Origin of the sequence: Curtobacterium sp. GD1 (genome assembly GCF_020882855.1) — a bacterium.
Taxonomy (GTDB): domain Bacteria; phylum Actinomycetota; class Actinomycetes; order Actinomycetales; family Microbacteriaceae; genus Curtobacterium.
In genome coordinates this window covers 15,128-36,228 of sequence record NZ_JAFEVQ010000033.1, presented here as the reverse complement: position 1 = coordinate 36,228, position 21,101 = coordinate 15,128, and the positions used below count along the sequence as shown (strand labels likewise).

The window sequence follows — 21,101 nt, the reverse complement described above, 5'->3', positions numbered from 1 at the left end:
TCCAGGCGCTCCTCGACGCCGGCGGCGACGCGGACGCCGGCGTCGAGGAGCGCCTGGATGGCGGTCAGTCCCCGCGGCGTGGCGACCGGGTACTGCCAGCCCTGCAGGTACAGGTTCGTGATCGGGAGCGTGATCACCCCGAGGTCGGCTGCGGCGACGTCGGCGACCACCTCGGCGAGCCGCTCCGGCCCCAGGGTGCCGAGCCGGACGCAGTGCCCGGCGGAGTACTGCCGGTCCCGTCGCAGCGAGCGGGATGCCCGGGCGTAGTGGTCGAGGGTCACCGGGCCGTCGAGGCTCTCGTCGGCGTGCAGGTCGACGCCGAGGCCCCGTCGGTGGGCGATGGCGAGGAGCCGGTCGACGTCCGCGAGGGGGTCCTCGGCGAGGTGCGGGGCGCCGCCGACCAGGTCCACGCCGAGGTCGAGCACCGCCTCGACGTGCTCGTCGGGGGCGAGCGGGCCGGCGAGGGCGACGAGCTCGATGTCCATCAGGCCGGCGAGTTCGTCGCGGACCTGCACGAGGGCACGGGCGCCGCGCAGGGCCTGCTCCGTGGTGGCGGGCCGGTCGGCCGCGCTGTGTCGGCCGCTGAGGACGTCGACGTGGCTCCGGACGGCCGTGGTGCCGGCGGCGAGCAGCGTGAGGGCGGCGGACCGTGCCCGGTCGGCGATGTCCTCGACGGTCATGGTCGTCGCGTGCGCGGTCCACGAGGCGATCGCGGCACCGAGGTCGCCGAGCGGCGGCCGGATGACGTCGGCGCTGAGGGCCTTGTCGAGGTGGGCGTGCGGTTCTGCCGGTGCGGTCAGGAGCAGCCGGCCGCCGAGGTCGATCGTCTCCTCCGCCGGCGCCGCGAGGGTGCCGGCCGGGGCCACGGCGGAGACGGTCTCGCCGTCGATCGCGACGTCGACCGACCGGCCGTCCGGCAGCAGCGCGGAGCGCAGGAGGGCGATCGGGCGGGGCACTGACGAGTCCATCCGGAGCCTCTCGATCGTGTGTGAGAATGTTGATCGCATCAACATCTCCGATGCTAGGGCGGCAGTGTTTCCCTCTCGTTTCGAGGCGGTTGCCGTGTGTGACGCCCGCCCCGACGCGACCGGGAGCGGGAACGAGCGTTCCGGCCGAGCGGTCGGGACGGCCCCACCGAGGACGAGAGGAGCGCGCGTGAGCACCGGCACCACCACCGAGACCGACCGCGTCGTCGACGACCAGACCCAGCGGATCGGAGAGCACATCCGTGCCCGTCGACGCGCCGCACGACTGACGCTCGTCCAGGTCGCCGAACTGACCGGGCTGTCGCACCCGTTCCTCAGCCAGGTCGAGCGCGGGCACTCCCGCGCCAGCATGGTGTCCCTCGAGAAGATCGCCGCGGCGCTCGGCACGACCCAGGTCGAACTGCTCGCCGCCGGTGCCCCCGAGCGACCGGAGCACGAGGTCCGCCTGCCCGAGGTCATCCGTGCCGGCGAGGGCGCCCGCGGACCGTTCTCGAGCGGCGAGGCCCGGCTGCTCGTGCACGCCGGCCCGCACGCGTTCGAGCCGCTGGAGTGGGTCGGCGACAACACGGACCTCGGCGAGTACTTCGAGCACCACGAGGACGAGTTCCTCACCGTGCTCGCCGGCCGCGTGCACCTCGACCTGCGCGGACGGGAACCGCTCGACCTCGGGCCCGGCGACTCGGCGTACTACCGCGGCGGCACCGGCCACCGGTGGTGCAGCGCGGACGGCAGCCGCTTCCACATGATCGTGGTCAAGGAGACCCCGCGCGCCGGAGCGATCGCGTGAACGCCGTGCCGGAGCGTCGGCGGCTGCGCGTCGCCGCCCGCCACGAGGTCGCCACGGACGTCGTCGCACTCGACCTGGCCCCGGTCGACGGTCCGGCACTGCCGGACTGGGACCCCGGAGCGCACGTCGACCTCGAGGTCTCCCCCGGGACCGAGCGCCAGTACTCGCTCGTCACGACGACCGCCGACGGGCACTGGCGCATCGCCGTGCTCCGCGAGCCCGACGGCCGCGGCGGATCGGTCGCCGTGCACGAGGGGCTGGCGGTCGGCGACGAGGTCGTGGTGGCCGGGCCGCGGAACCACTTCGGCCACGACCCGGCGCGCCCCGCGGTCTTCGTCGCCGGGGGCATCGGGATCACGCCGATCCGGTCGATGATCGCCGCCGCCGAACGCGCCGGCACCCCGTGGGAGCTCCACTACGCGGGGCGGTCCCGCGACCGCATGGCGTTCGTGCACGAGCTCGTCGCCGCGCACCCCGACCGGGTCGTCGTGGCGGCGGCCGACGAGGGCGTCCGGCTCGACGTCGACGCGCTCCTCGCCGCACCGCGCGACGCGGTCGTGTACTGCTGCGGGCCGCGCGGGCTCATGGACGCGGTCGAGGCCGCCGCCGCGCACTGGCCGACGGGCAGCGTCCGCGTCGAGCGCTTCGAGCCCGCCGCGGACGTCGACGCCCCCGGCGAGGCCTTCGAGGTCGAGCTCACGGTCACCGGCGTCACCGTGACGGTTCCAGCCGACCGGACCCTGCTCGAGGTCGCGGAGGACGCCGGCGCCTTCGTGCTCTCGTCCTGCCGGGAGGGCACGTGCGGCACCTGCGAGACCCCCGTGCTCGAGGGCGCGGTCGAGCACCGAGACACCGTGCTCAGCCCCGACGAGCAGGCCGACGACCGCACCATGATGGTCTGCGTGTCCCGCGCCCGGCGCGGCTGCCCGCGACTGGTGCTCGAACTCTGACCGGACGGACTACGGACGCTCGGTGCCGTCGAGCGGGCCGCCGGTGAGCGCGGACAGGCGCTCCAGGCCCGCTTCGGCCACGAGCTGCCGGGCGAGCGGACGCGCCCGTTCGACCGCCTCACGCACGTCCACCCGGGTGACGTCGCCGTCCGCGACGCTCAGCTCGCCGTCCACCCAGACGTCGCGGACCTCGCGGCTGCCGGCGACGAAGACCACCGCCTGGTAGGGGTCGTGGACGTTCGCGAGGGTCGGGGAGTCGCCGTCGAGGACGACCAGGTCCGCGCGCTTGCCCGGCTCCAGCGAGCCGATCTCGTCCTCCATGCGCAGGGCACGGGCGCCGCCGATCGTCCCCATCTCGAAGGCCTCGCGGGCGCTCATCGCGGTGGCCTGCAGGTCCCGCACCCGAGCGAGCAGCGCGGCCGTCTTCATCGCCTGCAGGAAGTCCTGGGAGTCGTTCGACGCCGGGCCGTCGACCCCGATGCCCACCGGGACGCCGAGCGCACGGAGTTCCGCGATCGGGGCGATGCCGCTGGCGAGGATCCCGTTCGCGACCGGGTTGTGGGCCACGCCGACGCCGTTGGCCGCGTACCGCTCCCGGTCCTCGCGGTCCACCCAGACGCTGTGCGCGGCGATCACCGGGACCTGGAACATGCCCGTCGCCTCGGCGTGCCCGATGGCCGTCCGTCCGGTGCGCTGCCGGGCCGCGGTGACCTCCTCGCGCACCTCGTGGAAGTGCACGTGCACGCCGTGGCCGCCGGCGACCGCGTAGTCGACGTGCTCCTGCCAGGTGTCGTCCGTGTACCGCCCGATCGACGAGACGCCGACCCGGAACGTGCTGTACCGGCTGGCGGCGGCGGCCTCGCGCAGGGCCTCGAACTCCTCCAGGATGGGCGTCGCGCCGAAGTCGCGGTCGACGTCGCCGGAGCCGAACGACACGACCCCGCGCAGCCCGAGGTCCTCGAGCGCCTGCACCACACCGGGTGTCGCCGGTTCGTCCGGCACCGGGTCGGCGCAGAACATGTCGTTCGCCGTCGTCACCCCGCTCCGGAGCAGCTGGATGCCCTGCAGCACCGTGCCCGCGTAGGCCTTGTCCCGGGTCATCACCGGGTTGACGCGCCCGATCAACGCCGTGAGCCACTCCCACAGCGTGTACTGCGAACCGATCCCCGTGATGAGCCCCTCGCTGAAGTGGCCGTGGGTGTTCACGAAGCCGGGCGTGACGATGTCGTACGCACCGCCGCGCACCGGTGCGTCCGGGTGGGCCGCGGCGAGGTCGGCGTACGTGCCGACCGCGGCGATCCGGTCGCCGTCGAGGAGCACGGCTCCGTCGCGGATCGCGGCGGGCGTGGCAGCGCCGTCGGGTGCTGCGGTGAGCACCCATCCGGCGCGGATCAGGGTCTGCGTCATGGGGCGAACCTACGGTCCGCGTGTTCCCCGGGTGTTTCCGCCCGGTTACCCCGCGATGCCGACCGAGGGTCCTGGAACGCCGGGACCGAGCAGCGACGCCGTCCGTGCGCACCCCGTCCGTGCGCACCCCGTCACGGCCCGGAAACAGGGGACTGCTAGAAACACCACCATGCTGACCGTCACCGGTGCCCTCCGCGTCCTCGTCGACCCCCGGACCGAACGGGAGGGCGACGTCGTCGTCGACGACGGCAGAGACCTCGCCACCACCCTCGACGCATCCGGGTGCGTCGTCACGGCCGGTCTCGTCAACGCGCACCACCATCTCCTCCAGACCGCGTTCCGCACCCTGCCCGGGACCCGCGGCGTGCCGATGGCGGACTGGCTCCCGACCATGGCCGCGGCGTACGGACGGGTGGGGCACGACCCCGAGCTGTACGCACTGGCGGCGTCCGCCGGAGCCGCGGAGGGCCTCCTGTCCGGCGTCACGACGATCGCCGACCACCACCTGAACTGGCCCGCGGGGGCGACCACGGACGACACCGTCGCGCTCGCCGCGGCCACCGTGGGCGCGGTCCGCGGTCTCGGCGGTCGGGTCGTCTTCGTCCGCGGCTCGGCACGGGACGACCCGGACCGCGCGGCGGCCTCGGCGGACGCGATCGCGTCACGACTGCTGCACGACGACGCCGTCGGCGGCGTGGACCCGGACGGCGGGCTCCAGGTCGCCGTCGGTCCGGCCGGCGTGCACTCCGACGGCGAGGCGACCTTCCGCGCGCTCGGCGAGGTGGCGGCGCGACACGGACTCCGCCGGCGGACCCAGGCCAACGAACAGGTCGACACCGCGATCGCGCTCGAGCGCTACGGCCGTCGTCCGCTCGACCTGCTCGAGGAGTGGGGGTGGCTCGCGCCGGACGTCACGATCGCGCACCTCTGCGACGTCACCGACGACGAGATCGCCCGGCTCGCGGCAGCGGGCGTCACCGCCACGCACGCACCCGGGTGCGACGTGCCGATGGGCTGGGGCATCGCTCCCGTCGCGCGGCTCGCCGCGGCCGGGGTCCCGGTCGGCCTCGGCACGAGCGGCGGCGGCAGCAACGACGCCGGACACCTGCTCGCGGACGCCCGGCTCGCCATGCAGGTGTCGGCGCTCGTCGGGCCGCAGCTGCCGGCGCGGCAGGTGCTCGGCGCGGCGACGGAGGGTTCCGCGGCGGGGCTCGGGCGCCCGGAGCTCGGGCACCTCGGCGCCGGGAGCGCGGGCGACCTGTGCGTGTGGGACGTCTCCGGGGTGGCGGACGCGGGAGTCGCCGACCCCGTCGCGGGACTCCTCTGGGCCGCCCCCGGGCGGCGGCCCCGACACGTCGTCGTGGGTGGGCGCGTGGTGGTGCGCGACGGGGAGCTCGTCGCGGCGGACGAGCGGGAGATCGCGGCGCGGCTCGCCGAACGACTGGCCCGGACACCCGCCGTCGCCTGACCCGATCGTGCGCCGCCGGCTCAGCTCGCGGACACCGCCCGGCGGTGGATGGGACCGGCACCGTCGACGAGCGCACCGCCGCCGGCGCCGGTCCGGACCGCGATCACCTCGGCCATGATCGCGACCGCCATCTCGGCCGGCGTCGTTGCACCGATGTCGAGCCCGATCGGGGACCGCAGCCGGTCGGTGTCCGGCGTCCCCAGCGCGCGCAGCTCCGCCATCCGGCGTGCGTTCGTCGTGCGGGAGCCCATCGCCCCGACGTACCCGGCACCCCGTCGGAGCGCCGAGTCGACCACGGCGGCGTCGAACCGGTCGTCGTGCGAGAGCACCACGACGGCGGTGGTCGCGTCCACCGGCAACGCCTCGACCACACGCGTCGGCCAGCCCACGATGCGTTCGTCGGCGGCCGGGAAGCGCTCGTCGGTCAGGAACACCGGCCGCGGGTCGACGACCGTCACGGCGTAGCCGAGCACCGCCGCCGTGTTCGTCAGGGCCACGGCGAACTCGACCGCGCCCACCACGATGCACCGCGGCCGGACGTCGGCCCGCTCGACGAAGAGCCGGCCGCCGCAGCCGTCGGGGACGTGCACGACCGCGCCGAGCGTCGCCGGGTCGAGCGAGAGGCCGAGCGACGTCGGCACCCCGGACGCCGCTCGCCGGAGTGCGTCCACGACGTCGGCGTCGTCGGGACGGACGCGACGGACCAGGACCTCGACACGACCGCCGCAGCGGAGCGCCGGTGCCCACATCGCGTCGACGTCGTCCGGGTCGTCGTCGAACCCGAAGCGTTCGAGCACCGCCTCGCCGGTCTCGAGGACCTGCTCCGCCGTGTCGAACAGCGCCCCCTCGACGCACCCGCCGGAGATGGTGCCGACGACCTGGCCGCCGGGCAGGACGGCCATCGACGAGCCGACGCCGGTCGGCGCGCTGCCCGTCATCGCGACGGCCGTCGCGACGACCACGGGGTCCCCCGCGTCGAGGGCGGCCAGGAGGCGCGGTGCCAGTTCGAACATCACGCACCCCCGGCGTCGGTCGCGTCCTGGAGCATCGCCCAGACGCGGTCGCGCGTCATCGGCAACCGGTGGGGGCGCACGCCGACGGCGTCGCGCACCGCGTTCGCGACGGCTGGCGCGACCGGGTTGTACGGCGCCTCGCTCATCGACTTCGCGCCGAGGGGGCCGAGCGGGTCGTGCGTGTCGGCGAAGCGCACCTCGGTGCGGGGCACGTCGGAGATCTTCGGCACCCGGTACGCCCGGAACGCGTCGGTCGTCACCCGACCGGCCTCGTCCAGCACGACCTCCTCGTAGAGCGCCGAGCCGATCGCCTGCGCGGCGCCGCCCTCCACCTGGCCGCGGAGCTGCTCCGGGTTCAGGACGGTGCCGGCGTCCACCGCCTGCACGCTGTGCAGCACGCGGACCTCACCCGTCGGCCGGTGCACCGCCACCCGGGCGCCGTGCACGGTGAACGCGAGCGACCGTGGCGTGCCGTCGTGGCTGCCGTGCGCGACGAGCGGGCCGTCGGCGAGCAGCTCGGCGTGCCCGACGAGCTCCTCCCCGATGCGGACGCCGTCCGGCCCGATCGAGACCGCCGGCCCGAGCGGACCCGACGCGGTCCGGGGTGTCCGGGCGGCGACGATCCCGAGGGCGCGCCCGGTCATGTCCTCCCGCAGTGCCTGTGCCGCGGCGTACAGCGCCTTGCCGGCGACCACGACCCCGGCGGACCCGAACGCCCCCGTGTCGTGCCGGGCAGCGTCGGTGTCCGACTGGTGCACGTCGACCCGGTCCGTGGTGGTGCCGAGGGCGGTGGCGACGAGCTGCGTGTGCACCGTCGTCGTCCCGTTGCCGAACTCGGCCGTGCCGACGCCGATGCGGTACCGACCCTCCGCCGTGGCCTCGACCGACACGTGCGCGTGGTGCCCGCGCGGCGGCATCGTGGCGATCGCCGCGAGGGCGACCCCGGTGCCGAACGCCCAGTCACCAGAGTCGTCCAGCGGCGGCCCGTCCATGCGTGGGACCTCGGGCACCGGCGCGCGGAGGGCGTCCTCCACCAGGTCGATGCACTGGTCGAGTCCGTAGCTGCCCTCCCAGCGCAGGTCGTCCTGCTCGTCCGGGTCCGTGACCACGAGGGGGTCTCCGGGGACCACGACGTTCCGCCGCCGCAGGTCGAGCGGGTCGATGCCGAGCTCCCGGGCGAGCTCGTCCATGGCGGACTCGATCGCGAACACGACCTGGCCGAGCCCGTACCCGCGGAACGCCCCGGACGGCAGGTTGTTCGTGTACACGGACTCCGCGTCCACGCGCTTCGACGGGCACCGGTACACGGCGACGGACTCGCTGACGGAGTGGAACATGACACCGATCCCGTGGTTGCCGTACGCGCCGGTGTCCATGGTCTGGTCGACGTGCAGCGCCGTCAGGTGCCCCTCGGCGTCGGCACCGAGCCGGACCCGCACGCGCATCGGGTGCCGGGTCGGGGCGATCGTGAACTCGTCACGCCGACTGAACTCGTACTGCACCGCGCGACCGGTCCGCAGCACCGCGAGGGTGACCAGGTCCTCGGTCAGCAACTCCTGCTTCCCGCCGAACCCACCGCCGACGCGCTTCGCGATGACACGGACTCGGCTCGGGTCGAGGCCGAACACGTGCGCGATCTCGTCCCGCACCAGGAACGGGACCTGCGTCGCGGTCCGGAGCACGAGCCGCCCGTCGCGGTCGACGGACCCGCGGGTCGCGTGGGTCTCGAGCGCGGCGTGCGAGACGCGGCCCGTGGTCCAGGTGCCCTCGACGGTGGCCGCGGCCGTCGCCAGGGCTCCGTCGACGTCGCCCGTCTCACCGTGCAGGGCGGCGACCACGTTGCGGCCCGGCTCGGCGATCCGGTGCTCCTGGGTCGTCTTGTCGGCGTGCAGGAGCGGAGCGCCGGCGGCACGGGCCGCGTCCGGGTCGTGCACGCTCGGCAGCACCTCGTAGCGCACCCGAACGAGGGCGCAGGCCTGCTCGGCGATCCGGACGCTGTCCGCGACCACTGCGGCCACGCGCTGCCCACGGAAACGGAGCACCCGGTCGAGGACCCGGGTGTCGTCCGGGTCGTCCAAGCGGGACTCGTGCCGACCGGTGGAGAACAGCACGCCGGGGTCGTCGTGGTGGGTGAGGACGGCGTGCACACCCGGGAGGGCTTCGGCCTCCGCCGTGTCGATCGACACGATGCGGGCGTGCGGGTGCGGGCTGCCGAGGACCGCGAGGTGCAGCAGACCCTCGGTCCGCCGCACGTCGAGCGTGTACTCCTCGCGTCCGGTCACGATCGCCATCGCGGCCGGGGCGGCGACCGACGTGCCGATCGCCTGACCGGCCGCCGCGCACGCCGTGTTCGCGACCCCGTCCAGGGCGTCCTCGATCGCCCGGTACCCGGTGCACCGGCAGATGTTGCCCTTCAACGCGCGGTGCCGGTCAGCAAGCGCGTCCTCGTCGAGCGTGGAGGCCGTGACGACGTACCCGGCGGTGCAGAAGCCGCACTGGAAGCCCGGCGCCTCGGCGAACGCGCGCTGCACGGGGTGCGGGTCCTCCGGCGTGCCGAGCCCGGCCGCCGTGGTGACGGCACGCCCCGCCATCCGGTGCGCCGGCGTGATGCAGGAGTGGACCGGCACACCGTCGACGAGCACCGAGCACGCACCGCAGTCGCCCGCGTCGCAGCCCTTCTTCACGGACGTCACCCCGTGCTCGCGGAGCAGGGTGCGGAGGACCTGACCGGGCTGCGGTTCGGCGTCCACCGTCACGCCGTCGACCTCGAACCTCATGCCGCACCGCCCGTCGTCCCGAGCGCCTCGGCGACGAGCTCCGCCGCGAACCGCCGGCTCACCGCGCGCCGCCAGTCCGGGGATCCGTGCGGGTCGTCGTACCAGGCGTCGTGTGCCTCGAGCCGTGCGTCGACCTCCGCGGCGGTCGGGACCCCGGCGTGACGGAGCACGAGCGGCCGCGGGGTCGCCCCCGTCACGACGAGGACGAAGCCCGACGCCGACCACCGCGCCGTGACGAGTGCACCGGTCCGGCCGTGCGGGCTGAGGGACACCCGACGGAACCCGGTGCGCGCCACGAGGGCCGCTCGTGGCACGTCGAACGCCCGGATGACCTCACCCGGCGCGAGGTCGGTCGTCCGCGGCCCGGTGACCAGGTCCGCCACCGGGACCCGGCGCTCCCCGCCGTCCGGCGTCCAGACCTCCGCGACCGCGTCGAGCGTCACCAGCAGCGCGGTGATCGCCCCCGCCGGCAGGGCGACCGCGACGTTGCCGCCGACCGTCGCCTGGTTCCACACCTTGAACGACGCCAGCAACGCGTTGGCGCACCGGTCGACGAGCGGCCAGGCACGCCAGTCGTCCTCGGGCGCCACGCGCAGCAGCGACGCGATCGTGCACGTCGCGGAGATCCGGAGCCCTCCGGCGCTGCGCTCGGTGTCGCGCCACCCCAGTGCGGTGAGGTCGACGAGCCCGGTCAGCCCCGGCTGCTCCTCCGAGTACAACCAGGTGCCGCCGGCGAGGGGATGCTCACCGGGACCGAAGGAGAGGTCGTCGCGGTGCGACGGTGTCCGCACGGTGCGGACGGAGACGAGGTCCATTGCAGGGTCCGATCGGGATGGTGGGACGGGTGTCGGTGGCGCCGTCGGACCGTCGTCCGTGCGCGATCATCCCGCGGTTCCACGCCGAGGACCGCCGGGGTGCGGATGTGTGCGCCACGGAGCCCTCCTCGATCGGGTGCGTCGTGGCGGCAACGCTATGGAACGGGTGTTTCCGTGTGGTTACGGGCGTTCGACGGCTGCGTCACGACCGGGCCGTGGCCGCTGACGGAGCTCGTGACCTGTTCGACCCACCGCCGAAACACGCGGGTGTCATCGTCGCCTCCATGGAGATCACCGACGTCCAGCCAGTCCCCACCACCACGACCGTCCACCTCGGTGCGAACCAGTACGGCAAGGCCGAGGTCCGGCTCGTCCGGGTGACGCGTGACACCGACCGGCACGAGATCGAGGACCTGACCGTCACGACCCAGTTGCGCGGCGCGGCGCTCGCCGACTCGTACACCGAGGGCGACAACGCGAAGGTCGTCGCGACGGACACGCAGAAGAACACCGTCTACGCCTTCGCGAAGGAGCACGGGGTGGGCACGCCGGAGGAGTTCCTCCTGCGCCTCGGCCGGCACTTCAGCACCGCCTTCGACTGGTACGACGGGTCCACCCTGTCCGCCGAGCAGCACACGTGGGAGCGGATCGTCGTCGACGGCCGGGAGCACGACCACTCGTTCGTCCGGGCCGGCCGTGGGACCCGCACGGCCGTGGTGCAGGTCGACGGCGACGACGTGCACGTGCTCGCCGGGGTCACCGACCTGACGGTCCTGAAGTCGACCGGCAGCGAGTTCCACGGGTTCCCGCGCGACGGGTACACGACGCTCGCGGAGACCGACGACCGGATCCTCGCGACCTCGGTGACGGCCCGCTGGCGCTACACGCCCGAGGCGGTGGCGGCGGGCATCGACTACGACGCCGTGTACGCCGGCGTCCTCGACCGCATGCTCGCGACCTTCGCCGAGCTGCACTCGCTGGCGCTGCAGCAGACCCTGTTCGCGATGGGCCGCTCGGCGATCGAGACGTTCCCGGAGATCGCCGAGGTGCGGTTCTCGATGCCGAACAAGCACCACTTCCTGGTCGACCTCGCACCGTTCGGCCTGGACAACCCCGGCGAGGTGTTCTTCGCCGCCGACCGGCCCTACGGCCTCATCTCCGGCACCGTCGTGCGCGACGGCGTCGCCGAGGCCCCTGCCGCGTGGACGTCGGTGCCGGCGTTCGTGTGACCGACGTGGTGGGCGTGCTGCTCGCCGCCGGTGCGGGGACGCGGATGGGGCGGCCCAAGGCGCTGGTCGCCGAGCCGGACGGCACCCCGTGGCTGCACCTCGGCGTCGACGCGCTCCTCGTCGGGGGCTGCGACCGGGTCGTCGTCGTCCTCGGCGCCGCCGCCGCCCGGGCGCGGGCCCTCGTGCCCGCCGTGGACGGGGTCACCGTCGTCGTCGCGGACGACTGGGCAGCGGGTCCGGGCGCGTCGCTCGCCGTCGGGCTCGCGGCCGTCACCGGTCCGGCGACGGCGTGCGTCTCCCTCGTCGACCTGCCAGGCCTCCCCGCGTCGGCCGTCCGGCGGGTGATCGGCGGCGGTGGCCACCCGAGGGCGCTCCGCCGCGCGGTCCACCACGGCGTACCGGGACACCCGGTGGTCGTCGGCTCGGAGCACCGCGCCACGCTGGTCGCCGCGCTGTCCCGCGACCCCGCGCACGGCGCCGGGCCGTGGCTCGCGTCGTCGGGCGCGGAACCCGTCGAGTGCGGCGACCTGTGGGACGGTCACGACCAGGACCACCCCCGCTGCTAGCGGGGGTCTCGGTCACCCATCGCGTCTCACTGGACCGACCGCGCACGGCGGTCGAGCTCGGTCAGCATCGCGTCCGTCCGGCGGACCGCTCGAGGGGCAACGATCAGGGAGGCGACCAGCATGACGAGGAAGAGGCCGACGAAGATCCAGGAGAGCGGTTGCCCGGACGCTGCGAGCCAGACGGAGAGGCCGGTCATCGGAACGTACAGCAGCGGGGCCGCCCATCGCAGCGGGCGGTACTGGTTCCGGTGCTGCTGCACCGCGCGTCGCCATCCCTCGACGTCGACGTCGGGCGGAACGACCCCGCGGCGGACTGCTCGACGGAAGCCCGCGTCCTGCAGGACGGTGCCGTACCCGCGCCGCAGCCGGATGAGGAAGATCGCCATGACGATGCCGTACGCGGAACCCGTGATGGCGGAGATCACGGCTCGCTCGACAGCGTTGAGCTCCGGCATCACGACGATCGTCACCAGGAACCACAGGCCGCCGAACGCGACGGCGAGCGCCAGCGCAGCCAACCACCACGGCCACCGTCTCATCAACCCCACACGACCACCTTTCCAGACACGGGCGCACCGCGACCAGCTGACGGACGGGAGGCGCGGTGCGGGCCCGCACCGCGCCTCCTGTCCGTCCCGCAGCGCGTCAGCGCGGGATCACCGAGAACAGGAACCGCTTCCGCACCATGTACCAGGCCAGCAGGATCAGCAGGGTGTGGGTCGCGAAGCCGATCCAGCCGTTGCCCCAGTCGACACCCGGGATCGACGCGATCGCCAGCGCGAAGAACACCTGCCAGACGAACACGTAGAGACTCGCCTGCCCGATCGGGATCCACAGCCACCCGATGGCCTTCGCGATCGGCTTCCAGAACACGGTGAGGATCGCGTACGACACGATCGCGAAGAAGGCGATGTCGACCAGGCGCCCCCACTGCAGGTCGACGCGCTGGTAGGCGGTGTTGTACAGCTGGTCGTACATCGAGGCCGGGAACGGCACGGGCGTGAACCCGAAGTGGTCGCCCGCCCAGACGTAGACCAGGAACAGCGCGTACCCGCCGATGCCGACCCCGACGAGGACCTTGCCGAGGCGACCGGTCAGTGCGCCGATGATCTGCCGGCGGTAGTAGCCGAGCACGAGTCCGTGGGTGAACACGACCTGCCAGGTGAGGAGCGGGAAGACCGCCTCGAACTGGGAGTTCAGCGGCCGGAACTCCGGGTTGAGCGCCTGGTAGACGTAGAGCGCCCAGCTGACGATGAGCAGCGCCCACCAGAACCCGCGGCGGATCACCCACATGAACGCCGGGATGAACAGGCTCAGCACCACGAAGAGGCCCATGATGTTGAACGGCCACGGGCCCATCTCGAGCAGCAGGAACTGCCGGATCGCGTACCAGGGCGGCGGGTACGCCAGCAGCTGCATCGCGTTCGGGTAGAGGTCGTAGACGCGCCCCTCGGCGCCGACTCCCCCGGTGCCGGTCCCCCGGTCGGTGAAGGTGGTGATCGCGTCGGTGTTCAGGAACGGCACGAAGCTCAGCGCGAAGACGACGAGGATCACCCCGAGCGTGACGAGGTACTGCTTCCGCGCGCGTCTCCACGCCCCGATGGCGGCCGCCCACTCGCCGAACTTCTTGATGGCGAACGGGTAGGTCATGCCGAGAACCATGCCGGACAGGAACACGAACATCTCCGCGCCGGTGATCGCGCCGACGGCGTGCAGCGTGATGTACGAGTACGGTCCGCCGATCTCGATGTGGGTGATCACCACGGCGAGGATGATGAACCCGCGGAACAGGTCGAGCCGCAGGTCGCGCCCGGGCTTGCCGTCGTCGGGGTACCGCCAGCTCGGCAGCAGGCGACCGAACAGGCCGCTCAGCAGGAACACGACCGCGAGGCCGACGGCACACCAGACGATCCAGGCCATCTGGTCGCCGCCGGTGTCGTACTGCTGGTCGGTCGCCGCGGCGCCGTCCCGTGGCGTGACCTCGTCCGTCACGGGGCCGAACACGAAGTCGCCCGCGCGCTCGAGGTCGGTGCGGAACGAGCCGGCGATGCCGGGTACGGCGGTGTCGCGCCAGTCGGCCACGCGGTTGCCGGCCTCGGGTTCGCGGCGGTTCGTCTCGAGGAACGTCACGCCGCGGATCAACGGGCGGTCCTGCACGGCGGCGATCACCTGTCGCCACCAGCCCTGCTTCACCGGGAGTTCGTCGGCGCCCCGGAGCGAGTGGTCGTACAGCGCCCCGGTGTCGAGCAGCATCGGCCGGTCGTCGGCCACGGCGAAGCGGTCGTAGAAGCTCCCCTGTTGTCGCTGCTCGTAGCCCCAGGTCTCGTCGAAGCGTGCGGAGACCTCGCCGGCCTCGGGGACGTCGTTCCGGGTGAGCGGGACGTCCCGGCCGGCTGCCTCGGTCGCCTTGCCCTTGCCGAAGTACAGCATCGACAGCCCGACCCAGTCGACGGAGGAGTCCCCGGGCCAGTACGGCTCGTAGGGGTCGTCGGCCGCGGTGAGCTGTCCGTCGCCGTTCGTGTCGAGCTTCGAGACGTCGGTCGCGGAGAGGTCCTGCAGCCGGCCGGCGGACTCGCCGAAGGGGTAGCCCGCACCGTAGGACGGGGACCACACCATCAGCGCGTCCGAGCTGCCGCCGTGGACCGCGGTCGCGAGCGTCCGGAAGGCCGTGACGAACTGCGTCGGCTGCTGCCCCCACCGCACCCACGTGCCGTTCATCTGCGGGGCGAACCGGACGAGCACCTGGGTGTCGTACTGACGGTGGACTTCTTCGAGCAGGGCGTTCGCCGCGCGGGCGTCGGCCGCGGTGAGGGACCGGAGCGACTGGTCGGGCTCGAGGCTCACCACGAGGACGGCGCCCTGCGTCGCGGCAGCGCGGGTGGCCCGGAGGAACTCCTTGCGGGCGCTGCGGTCGAGCGGGTACTGGATCTCCACGCCGTACAGCGACGGTGTCGCGCCGAGTCGTCCCGCGTACCCGGCCGGTGCGTCGTCACCCCAGTCGATGTCCGGTCCGAACCAGGTCTTCCCGTCGGACGGCGTGATCGACGCACTGCTCGTCGCGGCAGCCTGCACCGCCGACGCCGGCAGCGCGCCACCCAGGGCGAACGTCGCGAGCACCACCAGGAACGCGACGAGCCGGGCAGCGGTCCGGCTCACCGTGCGCACACCAGGGTCCAGACGTTGTGACCGCCCTCGTGTCGGTGCTCGAGCCGGTCGAGCGCGGCGATCGCGAGGGCCAGGCCCCGACCGCTCTCCTCGTCGGCGTCGGCCATCGTCACGGCAGCGAGGTCGATGTCGACCGGCAGCCCGTTGTCGGTGAGCACGGCGACGAGCTCGTGGTCGGTCGCGTCGAGTTCCACGGTGTAGCGCCGGCCGGCCTCCTGGTCGGCGCGTCGGGTGTGCTCGACGATGTTCGCGGCGATCTCGGCGAGGGCGGTCTCGAGGCCGAAGCGGAGCCGGACGTCGTCGATGCCGAGGGTGTCCCACCACGCGCCGAAGCGGTCCTGCACCTCGTCGAGGGACGCCGGCACCGCCGGGACGTCGAACTCGACCCGCGCCGGGCTCACAGGGGTCCCCCGGCCGTGCTCGACTCGTGCTCGGACTGCGCCGTGCCCGGTCCGCGGTAGAGCACGGCCCGGATGACGATGCTGAAGATGAACAGGTCGAACACGACCCACGCGGTGTTCACGAGCGGCGCGATGCCGGACGCCTGGCCGGTCAGGTAGCGGATGCCGATCAGGATCAGCGCCGCCACCAGGGCCCCCATCGCGATGAGCTGGGGCTTCACGAGGTCCCACCGCGGCTTCTGCTCGGACTCGTCACGGACCTTCGGGGTGACCCGGAAGCCCAGGGGCTTGCCCCGGAACACGTTCTCGAACGCACTCGTGACGGACTCGATCCAGACCGGGAACAACGCCAGCGAGTACTGCTGCCCGCGCCACGTCGGTCTGCCGGCCGCCACCACCCAGAAGAGCAGCTGGTTGAGGACGAGGAACGGGATGAGCCGGACGAAGAAGTCGACGCTGTACGCCTGGACCGGCACCACACCGAAGGACAGGCAGAGCACCGGGGCCGCGATGTAGACGATCGCGGCGAAGCCGGACAGGTAGCTCCACATCGTCGAGAAGTACATGAGCCGCTGCCCCCACGACAGGCCCTTCTGCACGAGCGGGTTCTCGCGGAAGAAGACCTGCATGGTGCCCTGCGCCCAGCGGAGCCGCTGCACGAGCATGGTCGGCAGGTCCTCGGGTGCGAGGCCCTTCGCCAGGATCTCGTCGTGGTAGGCCGACTTCCAGCCGAGGCCGTGCAGGCGCATGGCGGTCGCCATGTCCTCGGTGACCGAGATCGTCGCCAGGGGCATGATCGGCTGGGCCTCGTCGTCGCGGTTGACGTCGAGCGCCCGGGTGAGCACGGCGATGGACTCGATCGCGGCGACCGGTGAGGCGTCGCGGCGGCCGAGGACGTCGAGTGCCGCGTCGTCGAGGCCCGCGAAGGTGTTCGCGTCGGTCGACATCGCCGCGAGCTCCTGCAGGTCGTTGCGGACCGATTCGAGGTCGGACGCGGCGAACCGGTAGGAGATCGTGTCGATGCCGCGTTGGAAGTCGTAGGTGACGTCGCCGAGCGGCTCGCCGCGCTGGACCTGGTCGCGTGCGCGGTCGACCACGGCCTCGGCCTCGTCGAGCGCCCCGAGCACCCGCGGGTCGGTCTCCGTCTCGCGTGCTCGGGCGAGGAGCTTCCGGGAGGTCTTGATCGTCCGCGCGACCGAGGCCTCGACCTCGCGCACGTACCGGGTGACCCCGAGCTGCATGAGCGCCTCGCGCCGGAGGATCGCGTTCGACCCGCAGAAGAACGCGGCGTTCCACCCGTCCTTCGACTGCTGGATCGGCCCGTAGAACAGCGGCGCCTGGCTGCCGAGCAGGTCGGCTTCGGGGACGTTCTCGAACCACTGCGGCGTCTGCACGAGCGCCATCCGCGAGTCCTTGAAGTACCCGAGCGTGCGGTCGAGGATCGACGGTTCCGGGACCTGGTCGGCGTCGAGGATGAGGAGGAACTCCCCCTGGGTCGCGAGCAGGGCGTTGTTGAGGTTCCCCGCCTTGGCGTGCCGCGGCCGGTCGATCCAGTCGGCGCCCCGGGTGATGACGCCGATCCCGAGCGACTCGGCGGCGGCGCGCATCTCCGGACGGTTGCCGTCGTCGAGGATCCACGTGGTGTGCGGGTGGGTGATCGCCTTCGCCGCGGTCGCGGTGCGCACGACGAGGTCGACGGGCTCGTTGTACGTCGTGATGAAGACGTCGACGGTCACGGGGTCCTGCGGCGGGGTCGGCGGTTCCCCGCGTTCACGGAGCCGCCAGGCCCCGAACGCGAAGAGCAGCGAGTCGATCACGCTGTACGTCTCGGCGAGGATCAGCGGGACGGCGATCCACCACGAGTGCCAGTTCACCGAGGCGGCCCAGCGCCAGACGATGTAGTTCACGCCGGCGATCGAGGCGAGCAGGGCGACGGTCCGGACGGCGACGAGGCGCTTCCGGGGTGTCCCGGTCGTGAGACGGCGGCGGTCCTGCCGGCTGACGTCGAGCGCGGTCACCGGGTGCCCCCGACGACGGCGTCGCCGAACGTGCTGCGTCGCAAGCGAGCCTCCCTGATCCGTCGGCCCCGGCCGCGGCGCGCGCCCGAGGGTGGTGGTCCGTCCGGGGAGACTCCAGGTGTGCCGTCCCGAGCGTGGACTCGGTCGTCGGGTACGACCGGGGCCCACGACCTGTCTACCGTAGGAACGGGCCCCCTGTCAGACCGGCACCCCGCTCTGGGGACAACAGGACGCGGCCGACGGACGACGCGACCCGCGACCGACGGACGACGCGACCCGCGACCGACGGACGGCGCGACCCGCAGCGCGACCCCGTCAGTCGAACTCGGCGACGAACCCGAGTCCATCGGCCAGCCGTGCGACGACCTCGTCGAAGTACGCCGCACCGTCCGACACCGAACCGACGAAGTGCCCGAACAACTCGAACGACACCGTGCCGAACACCGTCGTCCAGGCCATCAGCGTGCGGACGAGGACCTCCTCCGGCAGCTCGGTGCCGAACGCCCGCAGGGACGCCACCCCGTCCGCGACCGCCGCAGCCACGAGCCCCGGACCCGATCCGGCCGGGAGCGGTGCGCGGTACCCCGGGTCCGCCACCGCGTCCGCGACCACCCGCACGATCGTGAGCGTCGTCCGCGACGCCGGGTCCACGGTCGACCGCGGCGCGACGTACCCGGGCACCGGCGAGCCGAACAGGAGCGCGAAGTCCCCCGGGTGCGCGATCGACCACGTCCGGATCGCCCGGCACACCGCGACCCACCGAGCCCCGGGTGCCGGTCCCGCTGCCGCCTCGGCTGCCTCGACCGCGCCGCCGAGCTCGTCGTAGTCGGCGATGAGGAGCGCCGTGAGCAGGTCGTCGCGGCTCGGGAAGTACCGGTAGACGGCAGACGACACCATCCCGACGTCACGGGCGACGGCGCGGAGGCTCAGTTGCGACGGCCCCTCCTCGGTGAGCCGGACACGGGCAGCGGCGAGGATGCCGGCCCGCACGGTCTCGCGTGCGAGGGATCGTGCAGTGGGCGCCTTGTCCGTCATGCCTCCACCATGACACGAGAGAGCACTGCACACAATCGAGAGCACTGCTCTTGCAATTCGGTGACCGCTCGTGCATGCTGAGAACCGAGAGCGGTGCTCTCGCAAACAGACGAAAGCAGGAAGCCATGTCGCAGCACCACGTCGTCATCGGTGCCGGTCCGGTGGGCCGTCACCTCGCCGCACTCCTCGCGGAACGGGGCGAGCGGGTCACCGTCGCCACCCGCTCCGGCCGGGACACGGGTGTCTCCGGCGTCGAGCACCTCGCCCTGGACGCCTCGGACGCCGACGCGCTCACCCGGACGACCGAGGGGGCCGTCGCCCTCTACAACTGCGCCAACCCCGGCGACTACACGCAGTGGGAGCAGACCTGGCCGCCGCTCGCGACCGCGCTGCTCACCGCCGCCGAGCGGACCGGCGCGGTGTACGCCATCACCGGGAACCTCTACCCCTACGGCCCCGTCGACGGACCGATGCGCGAGAGCCTGCCGGACGCCGCGACGGACCACAAGGGCATCCTGCGGGCACGGCTCTGGGCCGATGCACGCACGGCGCACGAGGCGGGACGGCTGCGTGCCGTCGAGGTCCGCGCCTCGGACTACGTCGGCGCCGGCATCGGCGAGAACGGCCACATCACCCGCGTCCTGCCGGCAGCGCTGCAGGGGAAGGCGGTGTCGATGATCGGCCGGACCGACCTGCCGCACACCTTCACGGACGTGCTCGACGTCGCCCGGATGCTCGTCGCGGCCGCGGCGGACGAGACCGCCCACGGACGCACCTGGATGGTGCCGAGCAACGCGCCGCGGTCGCAGGTGCAGGCCCTCACCGAGGTGCTGGCCGCGGCGGGGAAGCCCCCGGTCACCGTCCGGCGTCTCCCCGCCGGCATGCTCCGCGCGATGGGGCTGGTCTCACCGATGATGCGCGAGATCGCCGAGATGAGCTACCAGTGGACGGCCCCGTACGTGGTCGACGACTCGGCGGCCCGAGCCCACTTCGGCATCGAGCCGACCCCGTGGGACGAGGTGTGCCGACGGACCGTCGAGGGCGTCGCCTGAACCGGCTGCGCACTGCATGACGGGAGGCGCGGTGCGAGCCCGCACCGCGCCTCCCGTCAGTCACCTGGTCGGGTCCGACCTCAGATCACCAGCAACCGCGAGAACTGTCCGGCGGACAGCCGCTGCGCCACGCCGCCTGCGGCGTCCAGCCGCCAGAGGCCGGTCGTCGGGCCGGCGCTCACGTCGAAGAACAGGTCGCCCGCCTCGTCCGCCGCACCGATCCACACGCCACGGCCCTGGGCGGTCACGCCGCTCGTGGTCTGCTCGGTGGTCGTCCCGTCGGCCGTCCGCGAGGACAGCGAGGTGATGGTCTTGTCGGCGGTGCAGCCGCCGGGGCTGCCCTCGCTCGGAGCAGCGCACCACCCGGCGGACTTGGCGGACACCAGCGCCCGCCCGTTCGTCGCCGCGTAGGTGAAGCCGATCCGGGACTCGGCCGACACGAGCTCGCTCGAGCCCTTCGCCAGCAGGACCCATCCGCTCGCACCGGACGCGCCGGTCGAGAGGTAGTTGACGTAGAGGTTCCCGCCACCGTCCGCGATGACCGCCGCGAAGATCCGGTAGCCGGTCTCGGGGATCGACCGGGTGGTCCGGACGCCCGTCGGCGACACGGAGACGACCTTCGTCGCGGCGCCCTGGGTCCCGAAGGTCACGGCCGAGACCGTGCCGTCGCGTCCGACCGCCCAGCCGGAGCCGGCCGAGGGGATGATCGCCGTCGGTGCGGCCCCGGACACCGGGAGCTTCGTGATCGCACCGGAGACCGAGTCGACCCAGTACAGGTTGCCGGCGACGTCCGAGCGGAGGTCCGCCGTGAGGTGGAGGCCGGTCGCCACGGTCCGGGCAGCGGCGCCGCCGGCCGGGTACATCACGATCGAGGTGCGGTCCGCCGAGGGCACGAACACGTCGCCCACGTCGTCCGCCGTGAAGCCGGCGGCGTTCGGCGCGATCGTGGTCGGGGCGGACGTGCCCGAGGTCGGGAACCGCACGACCGAGCCCGCGCCGTCGAGGGCGAACAGGGACTGCACGGTCTGGACCGACCCGGGCGCGGTGTACCGCACCGAGACGGCCTTGCCCGTGCCCCGGGTCCCGACCGCACGGACCGAGAACGTGTACGCGGTGCTCGCGGTGAGGTTGCCGAACCGGTCGGACCGCGCGCTGGCCGGGAGTCGGTCGACGCCGGCGTCCGGCTGCTGCTGCGCGGGCGAGACGGTGACGCGCCAGCTGGTGACCTTCGCGCCGGACTTCGGGAGTCCCCAGGTCACGGTCGCGCTGTCCGCGGCTCCGGTGACGCGGACGGAGGTCGGTGCGCCGGGCACCGACGAGGGTGCGGCCGTCGCCGGCGCGGCTCCCCCGATGACGAGCGCCACCGCGGCTGCGGCGGTCAGTACGGCTCTGAACACGTGCGTTCCCCTGTTCGTCCCGTGGTCCATGCGCC

General features: G+C 73.3%; 17 protein-coding genes. 6 read left to right on the top strand and 11 right to left on the bottom strand.

Annotated features, from left to right (window positions below; all coding sequences use genetic code 11):
• Positions 1 to 968, bottom strand: a 968-nt coding sequence (locus JSX79_RS15685) for a cytosine deaminase (RefSeq protein ID WP_229087039.1), incomplete at its 3' end; no start/stop codon positions are given.
• A 187-nt stretch (positions 969 to 1,155) separates the two neighbouring features.
• Here JSX79_RS15685 and JSX79_RS18770 point away from each other — a divergent pair.
• Together JSX79_RS18770 and JSX79_RS15675 are read left to right on the top strand one after the other, a co-directional pair.
• A complete protein-coding gene (locus JSX79_RS18770; protein ID WP_071295298.1) occupies positions 1,156 to 1,773 on the top strand; it encodes a helix-turn-helix domain-containing protein in 618 nt (205 codons plus the stop codon).
• The gene (locus JSX79_RS15675) at positions 1,770 to 2,723 is read left to right on the top strand and encodes a PDR/VanB family oxidoreductase (RefSeq protein ID WP_229087038.1); all 954 of its coding nucleotides are present in this window, start codon (positions 1,770 to 1,772) and stop codon (positions 2,721 to 2,723) included. Before JSX79_RS18770 ends, JSX79_RS15675 begins: the two co-directional genes overlap by 4 nt.
• 9 nt (positions 2,724 to 2,732) lie before the next feature.
• Here the strand turns inward: JSX79_RS15675 and JSX79_RS15670 are convergent, their stop codons facing one another.
• The gene (locus tag JSX79_RS15670) at positions 2,733 to 4,130 is read right to left on the bottom strand and encodes an amidohydrolase family protein (RefSeq protein WP_071295299.1); all 1,398 of its coding nucleotides are present in this window, start codon (positions 4,128 to 4,130) and stop codon (positions 2,733 to 2,735) included.
• 169 nt (positions 4,131 to 4,299) lie between these two features.
• Between JSX79_RS15670 and JSX79_RS15665 the strand changes: the two genes are divergently transcribed.
• Positions 4,300 to 5,598 carry an amidohydrolase family protein gene (locus JSX79_RS15665; protein ID WP_229087036.1) on the top strand — a complete coding sequence of 433 codons (1,299 nt, stop codon included), beginning with the start codon at positions 4,300 to 4,302 and terminating at the stop codon, positions 5,596 to 5,598.
• Positions 5,599 to 5,618: 20 nt separating this feature from the next.
• On the opposite strand, the gene JSX79_RS15660 is transcribed toward JSX79_RS15665, so the two are convergent.
• Genes JSX79_RS15660 through JSX79_RS15650 form a run of 3 tightly spaced genes read right to left on the bottom strand, consistent with a single transcriptional unit; the run spans position 5,619 to position 10,203 of the window.
• Positions 5,619 to 6,611, bottom strand: coding sequence for an XdhC family protein (locus tag JSX79_RS15660; protein WP_092384394.1), 993 nt, complete (start codon positions 6,609 to 6,611; stop codon positions 5,619 to 5,621).
• Entirely contained in the window at positions 6,611 to 9,388 is a 2,778-nt protein-coding gene (locus JSX79_RS15655) for a molybdopterin cofactor-binding domain-containing protein (protein WP_229087034.1), read from the bottom strand. The genes JSX79_RS15660 and JSX79_RS15655 overlap by 1 nt, the downstream gene beginning before the upstream one ends.
• Positions 9,385 to 10,203: a xanthine dehydrogenase family protein subunit M gene (locus JSX79_RS15650; RefSeq protein WP_229087032.1), complete on the bottom strand. Its 819-nt coding sequence runs from the start codon at positions 10,201 to 10,203 to the stop codon at positions 9,385 to 9,387. The genes JSX79_RS15655 and JSX79_RS15650 overlap by 4 nt, the downstream gene beginning before the upstream one ends.
• A 284-nt stretch (positions 10,204 to 10,487) precedes the next feature.
• On the opposite strand from JSX79_RS15650, the gene pucL reads away from it, so the two are divergent.
• Together pucL and JSX79_RS15640 are read left to right on the top strand one after the other, a co-directional pair.
• A complete protein-coding gene (gene pucL, locus JSX79_RS15645; RefSeq protein WP_071295345.1) occupies positions 10,488 to 11,432 on the top strand; it encodes a factor-independent urate hydroxylase in 945 nt (314 codons plus the stop codon).
• Positions 11,429 to 11,998 carry an NTP transferase domain-containing protein gene (locus tag JSX79_RS15640; protein WP_229087030.1) on the top strand — a complete coding sequence of 190 codons (570 nt, stop codon included), beginning with the start codon at positions 11,429 to 11,431 and terminating at the stop codon, positions 11,996 to 11,998. The genes pucL and JSX79_RS15640 overlap by 4 nt, the downstream gene beginning before the upstream one ends.
• A gap of 26 nt (positions 11,999 to 12,024) precedes the next feature.
• Here JSX79_RS15640 and JSX79_RS15635 read toward each other — a convergent pair whose 3' ends face one another.
• The 5 genes from JSX79_RS15635 to JSX79_RS15615 all read right to left on the bottom strand — a co-directional run bounded on the left by JSX79_RS15635 (position 12,025) and on the right by JSX79_RS15615 (position 18,617).
• Positions 12,025 to 12,537: a hypothetical protein gene (locus JSX79_RS15635; protein WP_229087029.1), complete on the bottom strand. Its 513-nt coding sequence runs from the start codon at positions 12,535 to 12,537 to the stop codon at positions 12,025 to 12,027.
• Positions 12,538 to 12,643: 106 nt separating this feature from the next.
• On the bottom strand, positions 12,644 to 15,154 hold the full coding sequence (gene opgC, locus JSX79_RS15630; protein ID WP_229087028.1) for an OpgC domain-containing protein: 2,511 nt from the start codon (positions 15,152 to 15,154) through the stop codon (positions 12,644 to 12,646).
• Positions 15,151 to 15,564, bottom strand: coding sequence for an ATP-binding protein (locus tag JSX79_RS15625; RefSeq protein ID WP_070416845.1), 414 nt, complete (start codon positions 15,562 to 15,564; stop codon positions 15,151 to 15,153). Before JSX79_RS15625 ends, opgC begins: the two co-directional genes overlap by 4 nt.
• The gene (locus JSX79_RS15620; RefSeq protein WP_071295305.1) at positions 15,561 to 17,582 is read right to left on the bottom strand and encodes a glycosyltransferase; all 2,022 of its coding nucleotides are present in this window, start codon (positions 17,580 to 17,582) and stop codon (positions 15,561 to 15,563) included. Before JSX79_RS15620 ends, JSX79_RS15625 begins: the two co-directional genes overlap by 4 nt.
• A 315-nt stretch (positions 17,583 to 17,897) precedes the next feature.
• A complete protein-coding gene (locus JSX79_RS15615) occupies positions 17,898 to 18,617 on the bottom strand; it encodes a TetR/AcrR family transcriptional regulator (RefSeq protein ID WP_229087026.1) in 720 nt (239 codons plus the stop codon).
• Positions 18,618 to 18,742: 125 nt separating this feature from the next.
• Here JSX79_RS15615 and JSX79_RS15610 point away from each other — a divergent pair, with 125 nt between their 5' ends.
• Positions 18,743 to 19,669, top strand: coding sequence for an NAD-dependent epimerase/dehydratase family protein (locus JSX79_RS15610; protein ID WP_229087024.1), 927 nt, complete (start codon positions 18,743 to 18,745; stop codon positions 19,667 to 19,669).
• 80 nt (positions 19,670 to 19,749) lie between these two features.
• Here JSX79_RS15610 and JSX79_RS15605 read toward each other — a convergent pair whose 3' ends face one another.
• Positions 19,750 to 21,066, bottom strand: a complete 1,317-nt coding sequence (locus JSX79_RS15605) for a fibronectin type III domain-containing protein (protein WP_229087022.1) — start codon at positions 21,064 to 21,066, stop codon at positions 19,750 to 19,752.
• Between the last annotated feature and the right edge of the window lie 35 nt (positions 21,067 to 21,101).

Coding starts and splice junctions, on each gene's coding strand:
- JSX79_RS15670 (WP_071295299.1), bottom strand. CDS start 4,130: ATGACGCAGACCCTGATCCGCGCCGGATGGGTGCTCACCGCAGCACCC.
- JSX79_RS15665 (WP_229087036.1), top strand. CDS start 4,300: ATGCTGACCGTCACCGGTGCCCTCCGCGTCCTCGTCGACCCCCGGACC.
- JSX79_RS15660 (WP_092384394.1), bottom strand. CDS start 6,611: ATGTTCGAACTGGCACCGCGCCTCCTGGCCGCCCTCGACGCGGGGGAC.
- JSX79_RS15655 (WP_229087034.1), bottom strand. CDS start 9,388: ATGAGGTTCGAGGTCGACGGCGTGACGGTGGACGCCGAACCGCAGCCC.
- JSX79_RS15650 (WP_229087032.1), bottom strand. CDS start 10,203: ATGGACCTCGTCTCCGTCCGCACCGTGCGGACACCGTCGCACCGCGAC.
- pucL (WP_071295345.1), top strand. CDS start 10,488: ATGGAGATCACCGACGTCCAGCCAGTCCCCACCACCACGACCGTCCAC.
- JSX79_RS15635 (WP_229087029.1), bottom strand. CDS start 12,537: ATGAGACGGTGGCCGTGGTGGTTGGCTGCGCTGGCGCTCGCCGTCGCG.
- JSX79_RS15615 (WP_229087026.1), bottom strand. CDS start 18,617: ATGACGGACAAGGCGCCCACTGCACGATCCCTCGCACGCGAGACCGTG.
- JSX79_RS15610 (WP_229087024.1), top strand. CDS start 18,743: ATGTCGCAGCACCACGTCGTCATCGGTGCCGGTCCGGTGGGCCGTCAC.